This window comes from Aeromonas sp. s3 (genome assembly GCF_040907805.1).
Taxonomy (GTDB): Bacteria; Pseudomonadota; Gammaproteobacteria; order Enterobacterales; family Aeromonadaceae; genus Aeromonas; species Aeromonas dhakensis.
The window spans coordinates 38,210-62,352 of sequence record NZ_JBFOCQ010000021.1; the positions used below are offsets into that span (position 1 = coordinate 38,210).

The 24,143-nt window shown below is 63.8% G+C and carries 23 protein-coding genes; 14 read left to right on the top strand and 9 right to left on the bottom strand.

The features are described from left to right. The first annotated feature begins 8 nt into the window (after nucleotides 1-8). Nucleotides 9-1,208, top strand: coding sequence for a histidine decarboxylase (locus AB5Y98_RS10850; RefSeq protein WP_336291237.1), 1,200 nt, complete (start codon nucleotides 9-11; stop codon nucleotides 1,206-1,208). Nucleotides 1,209-1,258: 50 nt separating this feature from the next. Here the strand turns inward: AB5Y98_RS10850 and AB5Y98_RS10855 are convergent, their stop codons facing one another. Next, nucleotides 1,259-2,122 (bottom strand): YicC/YloC family endoribonuclease, encoded by an 864-nt coding sequence (locus tag AB5Y98_RS10855; RefSeq protein ID WP_054543738.1) that lies wholly within the window; start codon nucleotides 2,120-2,122, stop codon nucleotides 1,259-1,261. Nucleotides 2,123-2,268: 146 nt separating this feature from the next. On the opposite strand from AB5Y98_RS10855, the gene rph reads away from it, so the two are divergent. The 9 genes from rph to AB5Y98_RS10900 all read left to right on the top strand — a co-directional run bounded on the left by rph (nucleotide 2,269) and on the right by AB5Y98_RS10900 (nucleotide 11,845). Next, a complete protein-coding gene (gene rph / locus AB5Y98_RS10860) occupies nucleotides 2,269-2,985 on the top strand; it encodes a ribonuclease PH (protein ID WP_010635695.1) in 717 nt (238 codons plus the stop codon). 75 nt (nucleotides 2,986-3,060) lie between these two features. Further along, nucleotides 3,061-3,714: an orotate phosphoribosyltransferase gene (pyrE, locus tag AB5Y98_RS10865; RefSeq protein ID WP_010635696.1), complete on the top strand. Its 654-nt coding sequence runs from the start codon at nucleotides 3,061-3,063 to the stop codon at nucleotides 3,712-3,714. A 176-nt stretch (nucleotides 3,715-3,890) separates the two neighbouring features. Then, nucleotides 3,891-6,323: a heavy metal translocating P-type ATPase gene (locus AB5Y98_RS10870; RefSeq protein WP_368231891.1), complete on the top strand. Its 2,433-nt coding sequence runs from the start codon at nucleotides 3,891-3,893 to the stop codon at nucleotides 6,321-6,323. Between the two features lie 10 nt (nucleotides 6,324-6,333). Continuing rightward, a complete protein-coding gene (gene cueR, locus AB5Y98_RS10875; RefSeq protein WP_010635698.1) occupies nucleotides 6,334-6,723 on the top strand; it encodes a Cu(I)-responsive transcriptional regulator in 390 nt (129 codons plus the stop codon). 126 nt (nucleotides 6,724-6,849) lie between these two features. Then, entirely contained in the window at nucleotides 6,850-8,004 is a 1,155-nt protein-coding gene (locus AB5Y98_RS10880) for a GGDEF domain-containing protein (protein ID WP_010635699.1), read from the top strand. Nucleotides 8,005-8,034: 30 nt separating this feature from the next. Further along, nucleotides 8,035-8,298 (top strand): YihD family protein, encoded by a 264-nt coding sequence (locus AB5Y98_RS10885; protein ID WP_005306857.1) that lies wholly within the window; start codon nucleotides 8,035-8,037, stop codon nucleotides 8,296-8,298. 198 nt (nucleotides 8,299-8,496) lie between these two features. After that, the gene (ccoG, locus tag AB5Y98_RS10890; protein ID WP_005306854.1) at nucleotides 8,497-9,945 is read left to right on the top strand and encodes a cytochrome c oxidase accessory protein CcoG; all 1,449 of its coding nucleotides are present in this window, start codon (nucleotides 8,497-8,499) and stop codon (nucleotides 9,943-9,945) included. A gap of 74 nt (nucleotides 9,946-10,019) precedes the next feature. Then, on the top strand, nucleotides 10,020-11,009 hold the full coding sequence (locus AB5Y98_RS10895) for a serine/threonine protein kinase (RefSeq protein ID WP_029306114.1): 990 nt from the start codon (nucleotides 10,020-10,022) through the stop codon (nucleotides 11,007-11,009). A 227-nt stretch (nucleotides 11,010-11,236) separates the two neighbouring features. After that, on the top strand, nucleotides 11,237-11,845 hold the full coding sequence (locus AB5Y98_RS10900) for a thiol:disulfide interchange protein DsbA/DsbL (protein ID WP_005306845.1): 609 nt from the start codon (nucleotides 11,237-11,239) through the stop codon (nucleotides 11,843-11,845). Nucleotides 11,846-11,915: 70 nt separating this feature from the next. On the opposite strand, the gene phnE is transcribed toward AB5Y98_RS10900, so the two are convergent. The 5 genes from phnE to AB5Y98_RS10925 form a co-directional block, all read right to left on the bottom strand. Continuing rightward, the gene (phnE, locus tag AB5Y98_RS10905; RefSeq protein ID WP_368231892.1) at nucleotides 11,916-13,463 is read right to left on the bottom strand and encodes a phosphonate ABC transporter, permease protein PhnE; all 1,548 of its coding nucleotides are present in this window, start codon (nucleotides 13,461-13,463) and stop codon (nucleotides 11,916-11,918) included. Beyond that, nucleotides 13,451-14,212, bottom strand: a complete 762-nt coding sequence (locus AB5Y98_RS10910; protein ID WP_368231893.1) for a phosphonate ABC transporter ATP-binding protein — start codon at nucleotides 14,210-14,212, stop codon at nucleotides 13,451-13,453. The genes phnE and AB5Y98_RS10910 overlap by 13 nt, the downstream gene beginning before the upstream one ends. Further along, a complete protein-coding gene (locus AB5Y98_RS10915) occupies nucleotides 14,209-15,054 on the bottom strand; it encodes a putative selenate ABC transporter substrate-binding protein (RefSeq protein WP_201881129.1) in 846 nt (281 codons plus the stop codon). Before AB5Y98_RS10915 ends, AB5Y98_RS10910 begins: the two co-directional genes overlap by 4 nt. Before the next feature lie 124 nt (nucleotides 15,055-15,178). Further along, complete coding sequence (gene pncB / locus AB5Y98_RS10920; protein ID WP_017787023.1) at nucleotides 15,179-16,357, bottom strand: nicotinate phosphoribosyltransferase; 1,179 nt, start codon at nucleotides 16,355-16,357, stop codon at nucleotides 15,179-15,181. 101 nt (nucleotides 16,358-16,458) lie between these two features. Further along, entirely contained in the window at nucleotides 16,459-17,094 is a 636-nt protein-coding gene (locus tag AB5Y98_RS10925; protein WP_005306831.1) for a nicotinamidase, read from the bottom strand. Between the two features lie 75 nt (nucleotides 17,095-17,169). On the opposite strand from AB5Y98_RS10925, the gene AB5Y98_RS10930 reads away from it, so the two are divergent. Then, nucleotides 17,170-17,820 (top strand): DNA mismatch repair protein MutT, encoded by a 651-nt coding sequence (locus AB5Y98_RS10930; RefSeq protein WP_094698587.1) that lies wholly within the window; start codon nucleotides 17,170-17,172, stop codon nucleotides 17,818-17,820. 100 nt (nucleotides 17,821-17,920) lie between these two features. Beyond that, nucleotides 17,921-18,406: a DUF523 domain-containing protein gene (locus tag AB5Y98_RS10935; RefSeq protein ID WP_017764912.1), complete on the top strand. Its 486-nt coding sequence runs from the start codon at nucleotides 17,921-17,923 to the stop codon at nucleotides 18,404-18,406. Here the strand turns inward: AB5Y98_RS10935 and AB5Y98_RS10940 are convergent. From AB5Y98_RS10940 to AB5Y98_RS10950, 3 genes are all read right to left on the bottom strand, one after another. Beyond that, on the bottom strand, nucleotides 18,352-19,305 hold the full coding sequence (locus AB5Y98_RS10940) for an acyltransferase (RefSeq protein ID WP_042005577.1): 954 nt from the start codon (nucleotides 19,303-19,305) through the stop codon (nucleotides 18,352-18,354). The two genes, AB5Y98_RS10935 and AB5Y98_RS10940, sit on opposite strands and share 55 nt — an antisense overlap. Next, complete coding sequence (locus AB5Y98_RS10945) at nucleotides 19,299-20,213, bottom strand: acyltransferase (protein ID WP_017784243.1); 915 nt, start codon at nucleotides 20,211-20,213, stop codon at nucleotides 19,299-19,301. Before AB5Y98_RS10945 ends, AB5Y98_RS10940 begins: the two co-directional genes overlap by 7 nt. A 115-nt stretch (nucleotides 20,214-20,328) precedes the next feature. Further along, nucleotides 20,329-21,843: a YifB family Mg chelatase-like AAA ATPase gene (locus tag AB5Y98_RS10950; protein ID WP_368231894.1), complete on the bottom strand. Its 1,515-nt coding sequence runs from the start codon at nucleotides 21,841-21,843 to the stop codon at nucleotides 20,329-20,331. Nucleotides 21,844-22,227: 384 nt separating this feature from the next. On the opposite strand from AB5Y98_RS10950, the gene ilvG reads away from it, so the two are divergent. Continuing rightward, nucleotides 22,228-23,889 (top strand): acetolactate synthase 2 catalytic subunit, encoded by a 1,662-nt coding sequence (gene ilvG / locus AB5Y98_RS10955; RefSeq protein WP_368231895.1) that lies wholly within the window; start codon nucleotides 22,228-22,230, stop codon nucleotides 23,887-23,889. Next, nucleotides 23,886-24,137 (top strand): acetolactate synthase 2 small subunit, encoded by a 252-nt coding sequence (gene ilvM / locus AB5Y98_RS10960; RefSeq protein ID WP_005306810.1) that lies wholly within the window; start codon nucleotides 23,886-23,888, stop codon nucleotides 24,135-24,137. The genes ilvG and ilvM overlap by 4 nt, the downstream gene beginning before the upstream one ends. Nucleotides 24,138-24,143 lie beyond the last annotated feature (6 nt).

Here is a 24,143-nt window from a genome sequence, read left to right on the forward strand (position 1 = left end):
GCCAGGTCATGGCGCTCGCCACGGACACCATCATGACGCTGTCAGCAGAAGATCAGCACAGGCTCGAGCAGTTTTGGCAGTTCTGCCTTACCCATCAATATTTCAATGTCGGTTATCCGGAGGCTGCCGACTTTGATTATTCCCAGCTGCACAAGTTTTTACAGTTTTCTATCAATAACTGTGGCGACTGGGGTGCGCCTGGAAATTATTTGCTCAATACCTTCGAATTTGAGCGAGAGGTCATGCACTATTTCTCATCGCTATTTTCAATCCCGCCAGAGCAGAGCTGGGGTTATGTGACCAATGGCGGCACCGAAGGCAATATGTTTGGCTGTTATCTTGCCAGAGAGTTGTTTCCTGAAGGCACCCTCTATTATTCACAAGAGACACACTATTCGGTTGCCAAAATAATCAGGTTGCTGCGGATCAAGGCCAAGGAAATTCCCACACTGCCCAGCGGGGAAATAGACTGCGATAAATTGGCAGAGCAGATAGTGGATGATGGCGAGCGTCATCCCATCATATTTGCCAATATCGGTACCACCATGAAGGGGGCGGTCGACGACATCGGCGCCATTCAACGGCGGCTGTCGGCCATCGGCATCCCGCGTCAGGACTACTACCTGCACGCGGATGCGGCCCTGAGCGGCATGATACTGCCGTTTGTGGACGATGCGCCGGCCTTTTCATTTGCCGACGGCATCGATTCCATCAGTGTCTCGGGCCACAAGATGATGGGGTCGCCGATCCCGTGCGGCATCGTGCTGGCCAGGCGGCGTTTTGTAGATCGCATCGCCGTGGAGGTGGACTACATCTCGGCCAGCGATCAGACCATCAGCGGGTCGCGCAATGGCTTCACGCCCCTGCTGATGTGGGCCGCCATCAAGGGACGGACGCTGGCCCAGTGGCGTGAGCGGACCGGGCGCTGCCTGGCCATGGCCCAGCAGCTGGTGGAGCGGCTGAATCAGCAGGGGGTGCCCGCCTGGCGGCATCCGCACTCCATTACCGTGGTCTTCCCGCGCCCCTCGGAGCGCACCTGGAAGCGTCATTGCCTGGCGACCTCGGGTGAGCACTCCCACCTCATCATCCTGCCTCATCATCACAGCCTTCATCAGCTGGATGCGGTGATCCACGACATAGTGCGGGATCTTGGCCCGGCGGCCGAGCCCACCGCCTGCACGCTTCCTGTGCTCGCCTGCTCCGCTTAAAAAGAAAAAGCCATTGTCTCCAATGGCTTTTTCACGCTATCGAACCGATCTCATTCGATGTTCTGGATCTGCTCGCGCATCTGCTCGATGAGCACCTTCAGCTCGACGGCGGACTGGGTCACCTCGGCGTTGATGGACTTGGAGCCGAGGGTGTTCGACTCGCGGTTGAACTCCTGCATCATGAAGTCGAGGCGGCGGCCGCAGGCGCCACCCTTCTTCATGATCTTGTTGGTCTCGCTGATGTGCATCTCCAGCCGATCCAGCTCTTCCGCCACGTCGATCTTCTGGGCCAGCAGCACGATCTCCTGCTCGATACGGGCAGGATCCAGCTCCACCTTGGCTTCGGCCAGCCGGTCGGTGAGCTTCTGGCGTTGCCATTCGATGATCTGCGGCAGGTGCACGCGCACCTTCTTCACTTCCACCTGAATGCCGGCCAGGCGCTGTTCGATCAGCGCCTTGAGGTTGGCCCCTTCGCTGGCGCGGGAGGCGAGGAAATCTTCCATGGTCTGGTCAAACCCGCCGAGCAGCTCGGTGGCAACCACGTCCATGTCCTGCTCGGCGGCAGCCATCACGCCCGGCCAGCGCAGCACGTCGACCGGGTTGAGCTGACCCTGGCCAGCCTCTTTCATCACCCAGTTGGCGCTGTCGATGATGAGCTTGGCCAGCTCTTCGTTGATGTGCAGCTGGCTGGCAGCGGCTTGCGCGGCCTCGAAGCGCAGGTTGCACTCCACCTTGCCGCGCTGCAGCTTGGCGCGGAAGCGCTCACGCAGAACCGGCTCCAGGCTGCGCAGTTGTTCCGGCAGGCGAATGTAGGTCTCCAGATAGCGCTGGTTGACCGAACGAATTTCCCAAACGGCTGTGCCCCAGTCGCCCTTGAGTTCCTTGCGGGCGTAGGCGGTCATGCTGTGAATCATTGATTGTTCCGGGCTTGATGAAGTGTGGGGCCAGTATACTCAGCCAGGCCTGCTCCGTCAGCCGACAGCGTGGTTTTAGCGGCTGATATTTGGGCTGGGATCACTTATACTCCTGCGCCAATTCAGCCAGCCCAGAGGTCCGTCCCATGTCACGTCCCAGCGATCGCACTGCCGCGCAGCTTCGTCCGGTCACCATTACCCGCCACTTCACCAAGCATGCTGAAGGGTCCGTGCTGGTGGAATTCGGCAACACCCGCGTGCTTTGCACCGCCAGCGTCGACACCAGCGTGCCGCGCTTCCTGAAAGGGAAGAATCAGGGCTGGGTGACCGCCGAGTACGGCATGCTGCCGCGCTCCACCCACTCCCGGATGAACCGCGAGGCGGCCTCCGGCAAGCAGAGCGGCCGCACCCTGGAGATCTCTCGCCTGATCGCCCGCTCCCTGCGCGCCGCGGTAGACCTGACCGCCCTGGGCGAGCACTCCATCACAGTTGACTGCGACGTGCTGCAGGCCGACGGTGGCACCCGTACCGCCGCCATCACTGGTGCCTGTGTGGCGCTGGTGGATGCGCTGAACTGGATGGTCGAGAAGGGCATGATCAAGCAGAGCCCGCTCAAGCAGATGATCGCCGCCGTCTCCGTCGGCATGTTCGAAGGGGAAGCCATCTGCGATCTGGAGTACATCGAAGACTCCGCCGCCGAGACCGACATGAACGTGGTGATGACCGAAGATGGTCGCATCATCGAGGTGCAGGGCACCGCGGAGGCCGAGCCTTTCACCCACGAAGAGTTGCTGGAGATGCTGGCGCTCGCCAAGGGCGGCATCGCCGACATCATTGCGCTGCAGAAGCAGTCGCTCTCCTGATTTTAAAAACGCGGCATTGACCGCGTTTTTTTATACCCCCACACAAGACAACGACAAGCCAAGCAAGGAGCCAGAATGAAAGCCTACCAGCGTCAATTTATCGAGTTCGCCCTGGAGAAGCAGGTCCTCAAATTCGGTGAATTTACCCTGAAATCCGGTCGTAAAAGCCCCTACTTCTTCAACGCCGGCCTGTTCAACAGCGGCCGCGATCTGGCCCGTCTCGGCCGCTTCTACGCTGCCGCCCTGATGGATGCCGGCATCGAGTTCGACGTGCTGTTTGGCCCGGCCTACAAGGGGATCCCCATCGCCTCCGCCACCGCAGTGCAGCTGGTGGAGCAGCACGACGTGGACGTGCCCTGGTGTTTCAACCGCAAGGAGGCCAAGGATCACGGCGAGGGTGGCAATCTGGTGGGCAGCCCGCTCAAGGGGCGCATCATGCTGGTGGATGACGTCATCACCGCCGGCACCGCCATCCGCGAATCCATGGATCTGATCCAGGCCAACGGCGCCTCCCTGGCTGGCGTGCTGATCGCGCTTGACCGTCAGGAGAAGGGCAAGGGCGAGCTCTCCGCCATTCAGGAGGTGGAGCGTGACTACGGCGCCCACATCATCGCCATCATCCAGATGAGCGACCTGATCGCTTATCTGGAAGAGAAGCAGGCCGAGCAGCCGGAGCTGGCTACGCAACTGGCTGCCATGAAGGCGTACCGCGCCCAGTACGGCATCTGAGCCGGTCACACCGCGTAATAGTTGAATGCGGCGCCCGTTTGCTCCCTGGCAGCAAACGGGCGCTGTTTTTTCATCTGTAAAAAGTGAGTCAGGTGGCTTGAGCTTACCCTTACAGTAAAGGTTAGGGTTTGCTGGTCGGTGCTCGTTCTGGCCGACGGGTTCCGGGGAGGAACAAGATGACCACTCATATTCAATTACCCATCCATCTGCAGCTGCCGCTCACAGGCATGAGCTGTGCCAATTGCGCCAGCCGCATCACGACCGCCCTCAACAAGCTGGAGGGGGTCGAGGCGACCGTCAACTTCGCGCTGGAGCAGGCCGCTATCGACCTGGCCAGCCCCGACCGTTTGCCGGCTGTGCTGGAGAGCATTCAGGCACAGGGCTATGACTATGGCCACGAGACGCTCTCCTTCCAGGTCAGCGGCATGACCTGTGCCGGTTGTTCGGCCCGTCTGAACAAGATGCTGGCCGCGCTGCCCGGCGTCATCTCAGCCGACGTCAACTTCTCGCTCGAGCAGGCCCGTATCGTGCTAGTTCCCGGGATGCAGACCCCCGCCGCATTGCGCGAGCAGATCGAAGCCCTCGGCTTTGGTGCCCAGCTGGCGCAAGGCTCGGCCAGCGGCCGCCGTCAGCAGTTGCTGGAGCGGGAAGCGCAGGAGGCCGCCAGTGCCCGTCAGGCGCAGACCCGGGTCATCGTCTCGGCGCTGCTGACCCTGCCGCTGCTGGCGAGCATGCTGGCCATGGCAGGTCTGCTGCCCTGGCATCTGCCCGCCTGGCTGGAGCTGGTGCTCGCCACCCCGGTGCAGTTCTGGATTGGGGCCCGCTTCTATCGCGGTGCCTGGCTCGCCATCAAGAACCGCTCCGCCAACATGGACGTGCTGGTGGCGACCGGTACCAGCGCGGCCTACTTCTACAGCCTCTATCTGCTGCTGACCCTGGGGATGGCCGCCAGCGGCCAGCTCTATTTCGAGGCGAGCGCCATCATCATCACCCTGATCTCCCTCGGCAAGTTGCTGGAGGCCCGCGCCAGACGCAGCACCCAGTCCGCCATTCGCGAACTGATGGCGCTGCGGCCGGAAACCGCCACCGTCTGGCGCGGTGAGAACTGGCAGAGCGTCGCCATCGACGAGGTGCTGCGCGGCGATCGGCTGCGGGTGCTGGTGGGTGAGCGGGTGCCGGTGGATGGCAAGATCCTGAGCGGCGAGAGCGAGCTGGACGAGTCGATCCTCACCGGCGAGAGCCTGCCGGTGCCCCGCGGCGAGGGCGACAAGGTGCTGGGCGGTGCCATCAACCGCTCCGGCGTGCTGGAGATCGAGGCCACGACTGTGGGGGAGGACTCCAGCCTCAGCAAGATCATCGCCCTGGTGGAGAGCGCCCAGATGGGCAAGGCCCCGCTGCAGCAGTTGGTGGACAAGGTCTCCGCCGTGTTCGTGCCGGTGGTGATGGCCATCGCCCTCTTCACCCTGCTGGTGTGGTACGCCATCGGCAACGACTTCGGTCAGGCGCTGCTGGCGGCGGTGGCCGTGCTGGTGATCGCCTGCCCCTGCGCGCTGGGACTGGCCACGCCGGCCGCCATCGTCACCGGCACCGGGGTGGCGGCGCGCCACGGCATTCTGATCAAGGATGTGGATACCCTGCAGAAGGCCCACGCCATCAAGGCGCTGATCTTCGACAAGACAGGTACGCTCACTCAGGGGCGGCCGGTGCTGGCCAGCTGGAGCGGCAACGACGAGCAGCTGCGCCTCGCCGCTGCCCTGCAGCAGGCGAGCGAGCACCCGCTGGCGCTGGCCATGCGCGAGGCAGCCGGCAAAGATGCCGTGCTGCCCCAGCCGGAGGCGGTGGAGGTGCGGGTCGGGGCCGGTATCCTCGGCCAGGTGGTGGATCATTCGGTCGCCATCGGCAATGCCAGTCTGCTGGCCCAGCTCGGCATTGACGTACCACAACAGGATGAACAAGCCGCCGACGGCGCGACCCGGGTCTGGGTGGCCATCGACGGTGTGGTGGCCGGCATAGCGGCCCTGGCCGATACCTTGCGCCCCGAGAGCCCCGAGGCCATCGCCACCCTGCGCCAACGCGGCATCGCCAGCTGGCTGGTGAGCGGTGATGCGCCGGCGCCGGTGGCTCATATCGCCGCCAAGCTGGGGCTGGACGGGGCGTTCGACTCCGTGCTGCCGGCTGGCAAGGTGGAGAAAGTGGAGGCGCTGCGGGCGCAAACCCGCGGGCTGGTCGCCATGGTGGGGGACGGGGTGAACGACGCCCCGGCGCTGGCGGCGGCGGATGTGGGCATCGCCATGGGCTCCGGCTCGGACGTGGCGATGGAGACAGCCGCCATCACCCTGATGCGCTCTGATCCGCGGCTGGTGGCCGATGCCATCGACATCTCGGCGGCGACCTGGCGCACCATCCAGCAGAACCTGTTCTGGGCCTTCGTGTTCAACATCATCGGCATTCCGCTGGCGGCGCAGGGTTACCTCAGCCCCGAGCTGGCGGGGGCGGCCATGGCCCTGAGCAGCATCACAGTATTGAGCAATTCCCTGTTATTGAAGCGTTGGCAACCGCGGGCGCTCGCCCATGCCAGCCACCATGTCAGCACTGAATCGAACCGTTAAGGAGTCATCCATGAACATCAGCAAGGTAGCCAAGGCGACGGGACTGACCGCCAAGACCATCCGCTACTACGAGAGCATCGGCCTCATCTCGGCGCCGGTGCGCAGTGACAACGGCTATCGCAGTTACACCGAGGGGGCGCTGCGCGAGCTGCGCTTCGTCAAGCGGGCACGGGAGACCGGCTTCAATCTGGAGGAGTGTCAGGAGCTGCTGGCGCTCTATCGGGATGAGCACAGAACCAGCGCCCAGGTGAAGAAGCTGGCGCAGGAGAAGATCGTCGATCTGCGCGCCCGCATCGCCGGCCTGCAGGCCATGCTCAGCTCTCTCGAGGGACTGGTCGGCTGCTGCCACGGGGACGAGAATCCCGAGTGCCCGATCCTCGACGAGCTGGAGCGCGGCTGAGCCGCCCCTGCCGGCAGGCTGGGGTCTGGCATCATCGACTGACTAACCGCTTAATAACGGACGTTTTATTGTTGGCTCCGAAGGGGTAGTGGTAGACTGTGCGGCTCTTGTACAGGGAGTACGCAGTTGACCCAGAGTGTGACACGTCAGGTAAAGCAGGCCATCATGGCCCAGCTCTATACCCACGCCTCATTCAGCCTGCCTTGCCTGGGTCTGCTGGCACTTGGCTGGAGCCTGCTGTTCCACGACTACCTGCCCGCCAGCGAGGCGCTCGGCTGGCTGGCGAGCGTGATGCTGTTGCTGCTCTGCCGGGGTTGGCATCTGCGCTGGCGCCAGCCCAGGCTGGCACAGATCCCGCTGCCGGTGCTGGAGCGCGAACTCTTCATCGGGGTGACCATCACCTCCATCATCTGGGCCCTCGGCGTGCTGCTCTACATGGACAAGCTGCCCGATACCTACCGCGCCGCCATGATGATGCTCGCCAGCCTGATCCTCACCGGCAGTGCCATCATGCTGTTCGGCAGTCGCCGCTCCCTCTATGGAGCCGTGCTGCCGCTCGGGCTCGCCATGGTGTTCGAACTGGGGGCGGGCAACGAGCAGGAGCGGATCGTCTCCAGCATGCTGGCCGGCTACCTGTTCGTCTTCCTGCCGACCCTGCTGCGTCGCCTGCGGCGGGATCAGGTGGCCTCCCTCTATCACCGTTTCTCCAACGCCGACCTGGTGGCCGAGCTCAAGGCGGTCTCCGAGCACCTCAAGCTCACCTCCCGGCTGGACGGGCTGACCGGCATCGCCAACCGGGCCCACCTCGACTACTGCCTCGAGCGCGCCTGGCGTCGCTGCCACCGGGCTAGGGCGCCCCTGTCGCTGGTGCTGGTGGATGTGGACTACTTCAAGCAGTTCAACGATCTCTACGGCCATCAGCTGGGGGATGAGTGCCTGCAGCAGGTGGCGGGTCTGTTGGCCGAGGTGCAGCGGCGGGAGGACGATCTCGCCGCCCGTTACGGTGGCGAGGAGTTTGCGCTGCTGCTGCCCTGCACCAGCATGCAGGGGGCCATGCAGATCGCCGAGAACGTGCGGGTGGCGCTGAAGGATTTGAGCATTCCCCATCAGAAGTCCCTGGTTTCCGGTCGGGTCAGCTGCAGTTTCGGGGTGGCGACCCTGGTGCCGGACCAGACCCTCTCCATCAGCGAGCTGATACAAAAAGCGGATGCGGCCCTCTATCAGGCCAAGCATAATGGGCGGGATCGTATCGAAGTAGCCTTGATGGGTAAGGTTGCCTGAGTTTCACAAGACAGATTAAAGAGGTCGTCTATGCAATGTCATCGTATCGAAGAGCTGCTGGAGTTGTTGCAGCCTGCCTGGATCAAGGAACAGGATCTCAGCCTGGTACAGTTTGTTGCCAAACTGGCCGAGGAAGCGGGATTTGAAGGGCCTCTGTCCGAGCTGACCGACGACATGCTGATCTACCACCTCAAGATGCGTGAGTCCGACAAGCAGGCGATGATCCCCGGTCTGGCCAAGGACCACGTGCCCGACTTCAAGGAAGCCTTGCTCAAGGCCCGCGGCATCAAGTAAAGAGTGCGCTTGCTGGAAGCTTGATGGTTTTCAAAAGAATCTCTTAAAAAGACGTTTCGTCAACTGGCGATACGTCTTTTTTGTTGCTTGAAATTGCGACGCCACTCGAACATTAGATACATTTTACCCACACAATTAGCAGGCTGTTTAAGATATAATCCGCCCCATAACAATTAATTAATGGAGCGAAGTGTTGCAATGGCCGACCAGGACAAGATCGATATCAAGGATGTCACCGGCGATGTAACGGGGACGTTCAACCCCAATACCTTCAAAGCCAGCGACGACAGGTTCAACCCCGGCAACCGCATCTATGTCCGGGCCCAGACCGGCTACTGGCAGCGGATGCGCAAGGCCATGGGCTGGTTCTTCGTGGTGCTCTTCGTCGCCATTCCCTGGTTGCGCTATGACGGTCGACAGGCCGTGTTGTTCGATATCGGCCATCAGCAGTTCCACATCTTCGGTGCCACCATCTGGCCGCAGGATCTCACCCTGCTGGCCTGGGTCTTCATGATCGCCGCCTTTGCCCTCTTCTTCGTGACCACCTTCCTGGGGCGGGTCTGGTGCGGCTACCTCTGTCCGCAGACGGTGTGGACCTTCATGTTCATCTGGTTTGAAGAGAAGCTGGAAGGCTCCGCCAACAAGCGCCGCAAGCTGGACGCCTCGCCCTGGAACGGCGAGAAGCTGGCCCGCAAGGGGGCCAAGCACCTGGCCTGGCTCCTGCTGTCGCTGGGTACCGGCCTCACCTTCGTCGCCTACTTCCAGGATGTGTTCCAGCTGGTGCCTGACTTCTTCACCCTGCAGGCCAGCGGCTGGGTCATCTTCTGGGTGGTGCTCTTCGCCGCCTGCACCTACGGCAACGCCGGCTGGATGCGCGCCATCATGTGCATTCACATGTGCCCCTATGCCCGCTTCCAGTCCGCCATGTTCGACAAGGACACCTTCATCGTCGGCTATGACACCAAGCGCGGCGAGACCCGGGGTGCCCGTTCCCGCAAGGCCGATCCCAAGGCGCTGGGACTGGGGGACTGCATCGACTGCGACCTCTGCGTGCAGGTCTGCCCGACCGGCATCGACATCCGCGACGGCCTGCAGTACGAGTGCATCAACTGTGGCGCCTGCGTCGACGCCTGCGATCAAACCATGGAACGAATGGGCTATCCGAAAGGGCTCATCAGCTATACCACAGAGCACAAGCTGGCCAATGACTCCACCCATGTGGCGCGGCCCAAGCTGATCGGTTACGGCCTGGTGATGGCCATCATGCTGGGGGTGTTCGTCTACAACGCCATGTCCATCATGCCGATGGGGCTCGACATCCTGCGGGATCGCAACCAGCTGTTCCGCGAGAACAGCGAGGGGCTCATCGAGAACACCTATACCCTCAAGATCCTCAACAAGACCCTGCATCCCCAGACCTATCAGCTGGATGTGGAGGGGCTGCCGGAGCACGAGTGGTTTGGTCCGCGCGAGGTGACCCTGAAGGCCGGCGAGATCTATACCCTGCCGGTGAGCGTGGCCGTCGACCCCTTCAACCTGAAGAAGCCGACCCTGGACATCCGCTTCGTGCTCAAACGCGAAGGGGCGGCGCCGGACGACAGCAAGGGAACCCTGCGCCAGCCCAGCAAGTTCATCAGCCGGTTGTGATGGCAAGGCACACCGCCATGCACGGCAACGGCGGACAGTAGTGATAGAATGGGGCGCAACGGCGCCCCTTTCTCATGGTGGATGACATGCGTTTCAACTATTCCGATCTCACTCCCGACCTCATCATGGATGCGCTGGACCTCAGCGGTCTGCGGCTCGACTCGGGCCTCATCGAGCTCAACAGCTACGAAAACCGGGTCTACCAGTTCCAGGACGAGGATCGTCGCCGCTACGTGGTGAAGTTCTACCGTCCCGGCCGCTGGAGCCGGGCCCAGATCCTCGAAGAGCACGAGTTTGCCGCTCGCCTCTGCGAGGCGGAGATCCCGGTCGCCGCTCCGCTCGCCTTTGCCGGCGAGACCCTGCTGGAGCATCAGGGCTACCCGTTTGCCATCTGGCAGAGCGTGGGGGGACGCCAGTTCGAGGTGGACAATCTCGACCAGCTGGAGTGGGTGGGGCGCTACCTCGGCCGCATCCATCAGCTCGGTGCCAGCAAGCCGTTTCACCATCGCGTCCGGCTCGACGTGGAGACCATGCTGCACGAGCCGCGTCAGCTGCTGGCGTCCGGCGAGTGGCTGCCGAGCGGGCTGGCCAAGCAATTCTTCGGGGTGCTCGACGAGCTGATCAAGCACGTCGGCGACGCCATGACCCTGGATGTGGCGCAGATCTCCCTGCACGGCGACTGTCATCCGGGCAACATCCTCTGGCGCGACGGACCCATGTTTGTCGATCTCGACGACTGCCGCACCGGTCCCGCCATCCAGGATCTCTGGATGATGCTGAACGGCGAGCGCAGCGAGCAGCAGATCCAGCTCGACACCCTGCTGGCGGGCTACGAGGAGTTCATGGAGTTCGACCCGCGCGAGCTGGCGCTCATCGAGCCGCTGCGGGCCATGCGCATCGTTCACTACATGGCCTGGCTGGCGCGGCGCTGGGAGGATCCCGCCTTCCCCCGCCACTTCCCCTGGTTCAATACCGAGCACTACTGGCGCCAGCAGATCGCCACCCTGCACGATCAGCTGGAGGCGCTCAAGGCGCCGCCCCTGACCCTGATGCCGGGCTGGTGATGCGGCGGGTTGTCGGCCGTTCGCCATGCCTGTCGCAGACCCGCGGCAGCCTATCAAGGCGTCGGTGCTGACGCGGGGGGCGGGGAGAGAGCTTGACGACCTGGTGCGCGAGGGATGGGACTCGCACCCCCTGCTTGATCATTGACTGTGCAGTGGTGACGCAATAGGCTTGGCACTGCTTCGGTTCGCCGGGCGTGCCTCACAGTGATCCCTTAACAGGAAACGTCATGAAAAAAATTCTGTTTTTCCTTGCTGCCATGCTGATGATGCCCATGGTTCACGCCGCCCCCGAATTCAAGGAAGGCGTCAACTATGATGTGGTCAAGCAGACCGGTAGCGCCCAGCCGGAAGTACTGGAGTTCTTCTCCTACTACTGCCCCCACTGCGCCAAGTTCGAGCCGATTGCCGAGGATCTGAAGAAGAACCTGCCGGAAGGCGTGCCGATGAAGAAGAACCCGGTGGCCTTCCTGGGCCGCGAAATGGGTCCGGAGATGCAGCGTGCCTACGCCGTTGCCAGCCTGCTGAACGTTGAAGGCAAGCTGACCCCGGCCATCTTCGACAAGATCCACACCCAGCGTCAGATCCCGCAGAGCCGCGCCGACGTGAAGCAGATTTTCGTGGACAACGGCGTACCGGCTGAAGAGTTCGACGGCGCCGTCGACAGCTTCGCCGTCTCCGGCATGGTCTCCCAGTTTGACCGCAACACCGAGAGCTACAACATCCGCGGTGTGCCGGCCTTCCTGGTCAACGGCAAGTACATGGTGAAAATCGAATCCATTACTTCCCAGGAGCAGTTCAACCAGCTGGTGAAATTCCTGCTGGCCAAGAAAGACTGACCTCGTCTGATCCCATGAAAAAAGCCCGCCGGTGCAAACCGGCGGGCTTTTTGTTTATCAGGAGCCTGCGTCAGATCTGGCAATCCCGCTGAGTGGGGGCCGGGCGCGGCAAGCGGGTACGGCGGCTGATGGCCTCCGCCAACCAGACCAGCAACAGGATGGCCAGCAGCAGGGTGGCAGTCTGATCGTAACGGAACAGGCTCAGGGAGACATAGAGCTGCTGCCCCAGCCCGCCGGCGCCGACCACACCGAGTATGGTGGCGGCCCTCAGGTTCATCTCGCCGCGATAGAGGCTATAGGCCAGCCACTGGCGCGTGACCAGGGGAAACAGCCCGTACCAGAAGCTGGCAATGGACCCGGCCCCGCTCAGCTGCAGGGCGAGGCGGGGGGCAGGATCGGCGTTCTCCAGGGTCTCCACGAAGAGGCGCGCCAGCACCCCGGTGGTGTGCAGGGTCAGCGCCAGTATGCCAGCCACCGGCCCCAGCCCGACCGCGATCACCAGCAGGCTGGCGAAGATGAGCTCGGGTACCGAGCGCAGCAGGTTGAACAACAGCCGCAGCGGCCAGCAGTGGCGAGCGAGGCAGGCCAGCGGCAGGGCCAGCAGGGCGCTGAAGAGGGTACTCAGCAGCGCCATCTGCACCGTATCGAGCAGGCCGCTGGCCACCGTCTTGAGGAAGGGCCATGACCAGTCCGGTTGCAAGAACTCCCCCAGAAAGGTGCCCAGCCCCCCGAAGGAGAAGCTCAGCATGCGCCAGTCGAGTTGATAAAGAGCGAGAGTTGCGGCCAGCCCCAGGCAGATCAGCAACAGCAGGCCGGGGGAGCGGCTGTGGCGCAACCAGGCGCTGAGGCCATCCGCCAGGGTCACCAGCAGGATGAAGGCCAGCAGCAGGGTCACCACCTCGCCACCGGCAAACATGCGCAGGGAGAGCTCGAGCTGCTGGCCGAGCCCGCCGGCGCCGACGAAGCCCATGATGACGGAGGCGCGCAGGGCGCACTCCCAGCGGTAGACGGTGTAGGAGAGCAGCTCCTGGCGCACCGCGGGCAGCACGCCGTACCAGAGTGCCTGCAGCCGGCCACTGCCGCCCAGCAGCAGGGCGCGGGCCGGTTGCAGGGCGCCGCTCTCCATGATCTCGTTGTAAACCTTGGCCAGCATGCCGCCGTAGCTGACCGCGATGGCCAGGATGGCGGCCAGCGGCCCGAGCCCGGACAGGCGCACGAACAGCAGCGTCCAGATGAGCTCGGGCAGGCTGCGCAGCACGATGGCGACGAGGCGCGAGAGGGCCCGCAAGGCGCCGCGCAGCGGGCTGGGCACCGGCCCCAGTTCGGCCAGCGACAGGGCGCGCGAGCCGAGCAGGGCAAACGGCACGCCGAGCAGCAGGGCGCCCGCCAGCCCCAGGGTGGCGACGGCCAGGCTCTCCAGGGTCGCGGTCAGGGTCAGGGCGAGAAAGTCCCGATCAAAACGGGGTGGCCAGCTGGTAGCGAGGAAGTTACCCATCTGCCGCCAGCTCTGGCCGTCGAACAGGCCGAGCCAGCCGTCGGCCTGCTGCCACAGGCTGTAGCCGATCAGCAGCAACAGCCAGGGCAGAGGATGGCGCCAGCGGTGGGTCAAGGCGTGCACTGGGCCGCCTCGTCATCACCAGCGTAGAGCTCGGCCAGCATGGCCGGGGTGACGGCCGTCGCCGGACAGTCGAACTGCACTCGCCCCTCGCGCAGACCGATGATGCGAGGGAAACGGCCGAGCGCCAGCTCGACTGCATGCAGGTTGGCGATGAGTGTGCTGCCCCGGGCGCGGGCCTGGGCCAGCAGGGCATCCAGGCTGCTCTGGGCGAGCACGGGATCGAGGGCGGAGACAGGCTCGTCCGCCAGGATCAGGTCCGGCTGCTGATAGAGCACCCGGGCGATGCCGACCCGCTGCAACTGGCCACCGGAGAGCTCGCCGCAGCGCTGTTGCCACTTGTCGGCAAGGCCGAGGCGGGCCAGTTCGGCCCGCGCCCCTGCTGGGTCGCAGGGGCGCAGCAGGGAGAGCAAGGAGCGGCCGAGGGACCACTGGCCGAGCCGACCGGCCAGCACGGCGGTCATCACCTGCTGGGAGGCGGGCAGTGGCGGTTGCTGCCAGACCATGCCGATCCGGCTGCGCAGCCGCTGGCGGTCCCGGGTGGAGAGGCTCCAGGGATCCTGCTCCCAGAGGGCGAGCCTGCCTTCGCCACGCAGCTCGGTGCCGATCAGCCGCAGCAGGCTGGTCTTGCCCGCGCCGCTCGGCCCTATGATGGCCACGCACTCACCTGCCGCTATCTGCAGGTTGAACGGCTGCAGGATGCGGCTCTGGCCGAGCCGTAATCCTTCCCCGTCCAGTGTGACGGCGATCACTTCAGCAGGCCGGCCTGGGTGGCGGCGGCTTCGATGCCCAGGTAGTTCTCGGGTTTGGTCTCGATGAAGCGGCTGGCGCGTTGCAGCTTGAGGATCTCGGCCTGGGCGGGCACCGCCGGATCCAGGCTGAGGAAGGCCTGCTTGATCTTCTCTTGCAGGGCCGGATCCAGGCCGCCGCGCACGGTCCAGTTGTAGTCAAAGTAGGTCGGGGTGGTCCAGATCACCTTGACCTTGGCGGTGTCGACCTTGCCCTCTTCCACCAGCTTCTCCCACACGGAGGCGTTGAGCGCACCGGCTGGCACCTTGCCGGAGGCGACCCAGGCGACGGTGGCGTCGTGGGCGCCGGAGAAGGCGACGTGGGCGAAGTCACGCTCGGGGTTGATGCCCTGCTCGGCCAGGAAGTGGCGTGGCATCAGGTGACCGGAGGTGGAGGAGGGGGAGCCGAACGCAAAGTCCTTGCCCCTGGTGTCGGCCAGGGTCTTGATGCCGCTGTCGGCATTGGCGATGAACTTGGAGGTGAACTGGGCATCCTCCTGGCGCTGAACCAGGGGCACCACCTTGTCGGCACGGCGATGGGCCTGCACATAGGTGAAGCCACCGAGCCAGGCCATGTCCAGCTTGCCGGCGGCCAGCGCCTCGACCACGGCGGCGTAGTCGTTGACCGGCACGAACACCACCTCGCGGCCGGTCTTCTCGGCCAGGTAGTCACCCAGCGGGGCAAACTTGCGTTGCAGCTCGGTGGGGGCTTCGTCCGGGATGGCGGAGACCCGCAGCGGTTCGGTGGCGATAGCGCTCAGGCTGGTGAACAGGGTGGTGAGGGCGAATATCCATTTGCGGGTCATGGTGCATTCCTTGGTGGGCTGTCGTTCGGGCAATAGAAAGGCCCGACACCAGTCGGACCTGACGAGGAGAGAATGGTAGGGGGCCACTGGCCACTGGCGCAAGATACGTCCCCAAAAATAGGCGTTAGACCCCGACGTGGAAGGCCTGCTTGAGGTTGCGGATGAAGTCCGCGTCCCGGCACAGGGTCTTGCCCGGGCTGTCGGAGATCTTGGCGACCGGGCCGCCGTTGCACTCCATCAGCTTGAAGACGATGTTCATCGGGCTGACGCCGGGCAGATCGCAGGTGAGCTTGGTGCCGATGCCGAAGCTGGTGTTGATGCGGCCGCGGAAGTGGCGCAGCAGCTCAACGGCCTTGTCGAGATTGAGGCCATCGGAGAAGACCAGCGTCTTCTCGGTGGGGTCGATGCCGAGCCGCTGATAGTGGCTGATGGCCTTCTCGCCCCACACCACGGGATCGCCGGAGTCGTGGCGTAGCCCCTGATAGCGGCTGGCCAGCTCGAAGTCGAAGTCGCGCAGGAAGGCATCCATGGTGATGCAGTCGGTGAGCGCGATGCCGAGGTGGTTGGTGAACTCGTCCAGCCAGCTGGTGAGGGCGGCACGCTGGCTGTGCTCAAGCGGGAAGCCGAGCTGCTGATGGGCCTGGAACCACTCGTGGGCCTGGGTGCCTACCGCCGGCAGGCCGTACTTCTGGGCCAGCAGGTAGTTGCTGGTGCCGCGAAACGCCGGCAGCCGCTCCTGGAGGCGGCCCACCACCGCATCCTGTACCGCGAGGGAGAAGCGGCGGCGGGTGCCAAAGTCGATGAGGTTGAACTCGCTCATCTCCTCCCGGCTCAGCTCCCGCTCCAGCTTGTCGAGCTTCTGATCGAGCCGCTCCAGCGCCTGGCTGACGCCAAACTGGGGGTAGCGGAAGCGGTTGCGCATCTCGCTGATGATGGCGAGCACCGGGATCTCCCACAGGATCACGTCCTGCCAGGGGCCCTCGACCCGCACGTTGATACGACCATCCTGCTCGAACACCTTGAGCAGGGAGGCATCCAGCGGCTTGCGGCGCAGGTGGTCGAGGTAATCAGGGGTAAAGAAGGGGCGCTCCGCCAGGAAGTTGAGCTCGGGCCGGGTCAGGCGCAGGGAACCGGCGAGGCGCAGCTGCTCCTCGATCTGGCCCATCATGGGCAGCAGATCTTCCTCGTTGCGGCTGTGGAACTCGGCCACCACCTCGGCATCCGGATAGCGATGGAACACCGCCTGCTGCATGTGCAGCTTGTAAGCATCTGTATCGAGCAGGCTGTTGAGTATGGGTGGCATATCAGACTCCCCGCAGGCGGGTGAACGCAAGAGCGCTCCCCTGCCGCTTTTGTAGATTGCAGACGCCGGTATCGAGCAGGCTGTTGAGAATAGGAGGCATATCAGGCGTCCAGCAGGCGTTGTACATCGGCAAGGGTCTGGGCCAGTTCGGCGCCGGCCTCGATCATCTGGGTGTGGGCCTGAGCGACCGTTTCGGGGGCAATGCCACGGCAGGCATCGAGGTGGACGATCACCCGGAAACCGGCGCGGCGCAGCTGCAGTACGCTGGTCTTGACGCAGTAGTCGGTGGCGAGGCCGCCGGCCAGTACGGTCGTGACGCCGCGGGACTGCAGGAACTCGATGAGCCCGGTGCTGCGACGCTCGGCCAGATCGTGGAAGCAGGTGCCGTAGGGGTGCAGATCCGGCTCGACCCCCTTCCAGACGAAGAAGTCGTAATCGACCGGGGCCGGCAGGCCGTCGAGCAGTTCGAAGCCGCGAGTGCCCGGCACGCAGTGCACCGGCCAGGTGAGGTCGGCGTTGGGCATATCCAGCGGCAGCAGCATGCCGGCAGGGTCGCTGACGGCCCAGGCGGCGTTGGCCGGGTGTGAATCCTTGCTGCCGACCCGCAGGCTGGCGAGGGTGGCCTGAGCGTTGAGCGCAGCCACAATATCATCCCCGCCCGCGACGGGCAGTTCGTTCGGGCAGAGGGGGGTAAACCCCTTCTGCGCATCAATATCCAGGCTGGCGACGGTTCCCATTGAGTGGCTCCTGCACATACTATTCGTGTGATATTATCTACCAAACATTAATCGAAGGCGAGCAGGGCGATCGGCATGTTGAGAATGAGTCTGGATATGGTGGTGCTGCGGTTGAACGAGGAGCGGCTCGAGCTGCTGCTGGAGACCCGCGATCGCCCGCCCTTTGCCCACTGCTGGCAACTGCCGGCCCTGCGCATCGACGAGACCCGGGATCGGGATCTGGACGCGGCTCGCCATCGTCTGCTGAGCGAATGGGGGCTGGGCCACTGCTACAGCGAGCAGGTCTGCACCCTGGGCAACCTGGAGCGGGATCCCCGTGGCTGGTCCACCACCCTGGTCTACCTCTGTCTGGTGGATCCCGAGGTGGAGGTTCTCCACGGCTGTTGGCACCCGCTTGCCGCCCTGCCGGGGCTCAGCCTCGCCTTCGACCACACCCAGCTGATCGCCAGAGGGCTGGAGCGACTGCGCATCAAGAGTCGCTACAGCACCCTGCCGCTGCAACTGCTGGGGGCCGAGTTCACCCTCTCCGAGGTGCAGCGGGCCTTCGAAATCATCCTGCAGACCCCGATGAACACGGCCGCCTTTCGCAAGCGGATCCATCGCGCCGATATCCTGGTGGACACCGGCCGCAAGCGCACCGGCAAGCAGCGTCCCGCCATCCTCTACCGGCTGGAGAGCCCCTGCTGCGTGATGTTCGATCAGGTGATGCACGGAGCGGAAGCATGAGTGGTGCAGGTGTGCACAAGGTATTGGTAAGCGCCTGTCTGCTGGGTCCATGTTCGTTGCGCTACGAGGGCCCAGGTTTTAGCCAGCGGGGGAGCAAAGCATGAGTGAGACCAGCGTGCACAAGGTATTGGTGAGTGCCTGCTTGCTGGGTCAGCCGGTTCGTTACGACGGCCAGAGCAAGGGCATCGTCAGCGACTGGCTGCAGACGCTGGGGGCCGAGGGGCGGGCATTGGCCTTCTGCCCCGAGGTGGCGGGCGGCCTGCCGACCCCGCGCCCCCCTGCCGAGCGGCAAGGGGAGCGAGTGATGACCGCAAGCGGACTGGATGTGACGGCGGAGTTTGCCCGTGGCGCCGCGCTGGCGCTGGCGACTTGTCAGCAGCAGGGCATTCGCTTCGCTCTGCTCAAGGAGGGGAGCCCCTCCTGCGGCAGTGGCCGCATCTACAACGGCCGCTTCGAGGGGCAGTCCGTGGCGGGCGAGGGTATGACCACTGCCCTGCTGCGCCGCCACGGCATTGCCGTGTTCAGCGAGGATCAGCTGCCCGAGCTGGCCTCGGCGCTCGCCTCGGCGGCCTGCGGCTCGGTCTGAGCCGCCGCATCGGCCGCCTGCCACTGCGCCAGCACGGCGTCCTTCTCCTGCCAGCGCTGGTTCAGCCACTCCTGGAAGCCGCGCTTGAACTGCTTGTCATTGAAGTAATCCCCCACCAGCTGCTCGTCCACCGGCAGCTCCTCGATCCGCACCCGGATGCGCTTCATCCGCCCCATCAGGAAGTCCTTGAAGGGAGTTTCGACGTTGTCCGGATAGCTGATGGTGACGTTGATCAGGCTGTCGAACTGTTCCCCCATAGCCGCCAGAGTGAAGGCTAGCCCTGCCGCCTTGGGCGGCATCAGATGCTGGTATCGGGAGCGGGAGGCATCGCGCTTCGCCTCGGTGAAGCGGGTCCCCTCCACGAAGTTGATGACGGTGGTGGGGATGTGGCGAAACTGCTCGCAGGCGTTGCGGGTGGTCTCGATATCCTTGCCCCGCAGATGCGGGTTGCGCAGCAAGAACTCCCGTGAGTAGCGACGCATAAAAGGCATGTCCAGCCCCCAGCAGGCCAGCCCCAGCAGCGGTATGTAGATGAGCTCGTGCTTCATGAAGAATTTGGGCACCGGCAGCCGGTCGCGAAACAGGTGACCGAGCACGACTATGTCGGTCCAGCTCATGTGGTTGCTGATGATGAGATACCAGCCATCCTTGCGCAGCCGGGTGTCGTCCTCCACCTGCCAGTCGATGCGGGTGGTGAGGCGGATCACCAGGGCGTTGCAGGCCAGCCACAGCCGCATGAAGCGGTTGTTGAGCCGGCTGCAGGCACGGGCCAGGGGCGGAACGGGCAGCAGTTTGACCAGCGACACCAGCAGGATCAGGCTGGCGCACAGGGCGGTAAACAGTATGGTCAGGCTGGCGCTGATGAGCAGCACCAGCGGACCCGGGAGCAGGCTTAGCATGGCGTAGTTTGGGGCGTCTTGTCTGCCAGCAGCTGGTTCAGGGTCTGGTCCTTCTCGTGCCAGATCCCGTTCAACCACTGCTGAAACTCTTGTTGGAACTCGGGGTCATTGAAGTAATCCCCCACCAGATTGCGTTCGATCGGCAGAAAGCGGACCCGAACCTTGATCTCCTTGACCCGACCGCACATGAAGTCCCAGTAGCTGGGGATGCCGCCCGGATAGGCGATGGTCACATCCACCAGCTTGTGCAGCTGATCGCCCATGGCTGCCAGGGTGAAGGCAATGCCGCCAGCCCTCGGATGCAGCAGGTGGCGATAGGGCGCTGCCTGTTTGTTATGCTTGCGGGCGGTGAAGCGAGTGCCCTCCACGAAGTTCATCACGCTCACCGGCATGTGGCGGTACTTGGCACAGGCCTTGCGCGTGGTCTCTATGTCTTTTCCCTTCAGATGGGGCTTCTTTTCCAGCAGTTTGCGGGAATATCGCTGCATGAAGGGGAAGTCCAGCGCCCACCAGGCCAGCCCGAGAAAAGGTACCCAAATCAGTTCTTTCTTGAGGAAAAACTTCAGGAAGGGGATTTTTTGATTAAAAACCCGCTGCAGTACCAGTATGTCGACCCAGGATTGATGGTTGGCAATCACCATATACCACTCATTCCGGTGCCCTTTGTCCACTCCGACCACATCGAAAGGGGTTCTGATGATGGTTTTCTGGATCAGGTTGTTGAAACCGATCCAGCAGCCGGCGCTGCCATCCAGCAGGGCATTGCAGAAGGTGCGCCAGCCCTTGAGGGGCAGCATCAGCTTGAGCAGGCCCAGCGAGAGGATCGGGATAAACCAGAACAGGGTGTTGAGAAAATAGAGCAGGGTCGAGAGGCTGCCGCGCAGTCGCTCAATCAGCTTGTTGGGCATGGGTCGGGTCCGTCTTGCTGTCGATAAAGGGCCATCAAGTGGTCAGATCTGTGGCCATAATATCAGCCGATGGCCCGCGAGACCATGCAGGGCCGTCAGGTGCGCTTGCGACCCATCAACCGCTGCGCAGCCGTGACAGCAGCCGATCCATGGCCCGATAGCCGAGCGCCTCGATCAGGTGCTCTCTTTCGATGGCGGCGTGCCCCGCCAGATCGGCGATGGTGCGCGATACCCGCAGGATGCGGTGCCAGGCCCGGATGCTGAGCCCCAGCTTCTGGATGGCGTTCTCCAGAAACTCGGCATCCTGCGGCGACAAGCGGCAAATTTCTTCGATTTCGCGGCTATCAAGCAAATTATTGAGCTTGCCGTTGCGGCTCAGCATGCGCTCCCGCGCGCCCAGCACCCGTTCGCGGATCTGACCGCTCGACTCCCCCCGCTCCGCCTTGCCGGTCAGGCTGCCCTTGGGCAGCAGCGGCACCTCCACCGTCAGGTCGAAGCGGTCGAGAAAGGGGCCGGAGAGCTTGCCGAGGTAGCGCAGGATCTGATCCGGGCTGGAGCGGGTCTGGCCATCGCCATAGTGGCCGCAGGGGCTGGGGTTCATGGCGCCGACCAGCTGGAAGCGAGCGGGGAAATCGACCTGGCGGGCGGCCCGGCTGATGGTGATGTGGCCGGTCTCCAGCGGCTCGCGCAGGGAGTCGAGCACCTTGCGCTCGAACTCCGGCAGTTCATCCAGAAACAGCACCCCGTTGTGGGCCAGGGATATTTCGCCGGGCTTTGGGTGGCTGCCACCGCCCACCAGTGCCACGGCCGAGGCGCTGTGGTGCGGCGTGCGATAGGGTCTGTGATGCCAGTGACCGGCGCGCGGGGTGAGGCCGCCGATGGAGTGGATGGCGGCGGTTTGCTGCGCCTCCTGTTCGCTCAGCGGTGGCAGAATGCCGGGCAAGCGACTCGCCAGCATGCTCTTGCCGGTGCCGGGCGGGCCGATGAACAGCAGGTTGTGGCTGCCGGCGGCGGCGATCTCCAGCGCCCGTTTGGCCTGGGATTGGCCGATCACATCCTGCAGATCCGGCACATCGGGCAGGGCCTCCGTGGTCTGGTGATCCGGCAGTGGCAGTTCGTACTGGCCCGCCAGCCAGGCGGTGACGGCCAGCAGCTGATGGGCGATGCGCACCTCGGCGTCCTGGATCAGCGAGGCCTCGGGGCCGTTCTCTCGCGGTACCAGCAGGGTACGCCCCGCATCCCGGCAGGCGAGCACGGCGGGCAGCACCCCGAGCACGGGGCGGATCTCGCCGGTCAGGGCCAGCTCGCCTAAAAATTCGTGATCAAGCAGGTATTTTGCGGGTATCTGCTTGGAAGCGGCGAGAATACCGATGGCGATGGCCAGATCGAAACGGCCCCCCTCCTTGGGCAGATCGGCGGGAGCCAGATTGACCGTGATGTGCTTGCTCGGGAACTCGAAATTGCCGTTGAGCAGGGCACTGCGCACCCGGTCCCGCGACTCCTTCACCGAGGTTTCCGGCAGGCCCACCATGTTGAAGGCGGGCAGACCGTTGGAGAGGTGCACTTCCACCGTGACTTGCGGGGCCGCTATTCCCAGGCTGGCACGGCTATAAACCACAGCTAATGACATAAATCCCGTCCTTGGTTTGATGTATATGCTGGTTAACCGTTTTTTATTAGCTTTTTGTTCCAACTGACGCGATTGGACTCAGTGAAAATCAGAGTCTTGTCAGGCAAAAAACGCTTGCCCAATAAAATTCACCGTGCTAGTTCTAATAGCCATTCGCGGTAAAAACCGCCCCAATTTCACAGGATTTCCGGTTGTAACTATGAACATGGCCTCCCGTTTCGTCAGCATTATTGTGGTCCTAGTGGTGATTATTATCTCACCGCTCGGGGCTCGTTTAGCTGCACGGAACAAGGGATAGACCCACCACCGGACAGAACGAAACAAGCGACCCCCGAGCCTCACGGCCCGGGGGTTTTTTTTCGACCAAAGGACAGGATTTTCCAGATGAACGGCGCGCAGTTTTTGGTACAGGCTCTCAAGAAACAGGGTGTGACCCAGGTGTTTGGTTACCCGGGCGGGGCCATCATGCCGGTCTACGATGCCCTGTATGACGGCGGTCTGGCGCACCAGCTCTGCCGCCACGAGCAGGGGGCCGCCATGGCGGCGGTGGGGTATGCCCGCGCCTCCGGTCAGGTGGGGGTCTGCATCGCCACCTCGGGCCCGGGTGCCACCAACCTGGTGACTGGCCTCGCGGAGGCGCTGCTCGACTCGGTACCGCTGGTGGCCATCAGCGGTCAGGTGCCCTGCGCCGCCGTGGGGACCGATGCGTTCCAGGAAGTGGACGTGCTCGGTATGTCTCTCTCCTGCACCAAGCACTCCTTTATGGTGACGGACGTGGCGGATTTGCCTCAGGTGATCGCCGAGGCCTTCGCCATCGCCAGCGAGGGGCGCCCCGGCCCCGTACTGATCGATCTGCCCAAGGACGTGCAACTGGCCAATGTTCAACTGACCAAAGCGCCGACCCAGAGCCCGCTGTTTGCGGTAGCGGAGCCCGAGCATCTCAATCCGGCCGAGCTGACGGCCGCTCGCTCCCTGCTGGCCGCCGCCGAGCGCCCGGTGCTCTACGTCGGCGGCGGGGTGGGCATGGCCAATGCCGAGCAGCAGCTGCGCGACTTTGCCGTCGCCACCGGCATGCCTGCAGTCACCACCCTCAAGGGAATAGGCGCGCTCGACCCCGACAGCCCTGTTTATCTCGGCATGCTCGGCATGCACGGCACCAAGGCCGCCAACTATGCGGTGCAGCAGTGTGACCTGCTGCTGGTGGTGGGCGCTCGTTTCGATGATCGGGTGACCGGCAAGCTGGAGGAGTTCGCCCCCGAGGCCAAGGTGATCCATCTGGATGTGGACGCCGCCGAGTTTGGCAAGCGCCGCGCCGCCGAAGTGGGCATCACCCAGGATCTCAAACAAGTGTTGCCGCGTCTCGCCATGTCCCTCTCCATCGACCCATGGCGTGAGCACTGCGCGAACATGGCCCGCGAGTACGCCTTTCGTTACGACCATCCCGGCCAGCCCATCTATGCTCCGGCGCTGCTCAAGCAGCTTTCTGCCAGGTTGCCGGAGAGCAGCGTGGTGGCCTGCGATGTCGGTCAGCACCAGATGTGGGTGGCCCAGCACATGCGCTTCACCAGCCCGCGCAACCACCTCTCCAGCGCCGGTCTCGGCACCATGGGCTTCGGTCTGCCCGCCGCCATCGGCGCCAAGATGTCGCGCCCCGAAGATGAGGTGGTGCTGGTGAGCGGCGACGGCTCTTTCATGATGAACGTGCAGGAGCTTGGCACCATCCGCCGGGCCCAGCTCAAGGTGAAGATGGTGCTGCTGGACAACCAGCGCCTCGGCATGGTGCGCCAGTGGCAGGAGCTGTTCTTCGACGGCCGCTACAGCGAGACCATCCTCTCCGACAATCCCGATTTCGTCGCCCTGGCCGCCGCCTTCGGCATCCCAGGCGAGACCATCACATGCAAGGAGGAGGTCGCACCTGCGCTTGACCGCCTGCTGGCGAGTGAGAGCGCCTATCTGCTGCATGTGGCCATTTCAGAGGAAGAAAACGTCTGGCCCCTGGTTCCGCCAGGAGTCGCCAACCACCAGATGATGGAGCAACGCCCATGAGTCAGTTCAATACCTTGCAAATCCATGCCCAGCCCAGACCCGAAGTGATGGAGCGGGTGCTGCGGGTGGTGCGCCACCGCGGTTTCAACCTCTGCGCCCTCAACATGGAGCAGGATTGCCAACAACTGCGGATCACGGTTACTGTCGAGTCGGTGCGTCCCATCCAGCAGTTGTGGAGCCAGCTGGTCAAGCTGGTGGACGTCTCCCGGGTCGATGCACTGGAACAGCAACCCCGGATCAGAGCTTAAGGAGCC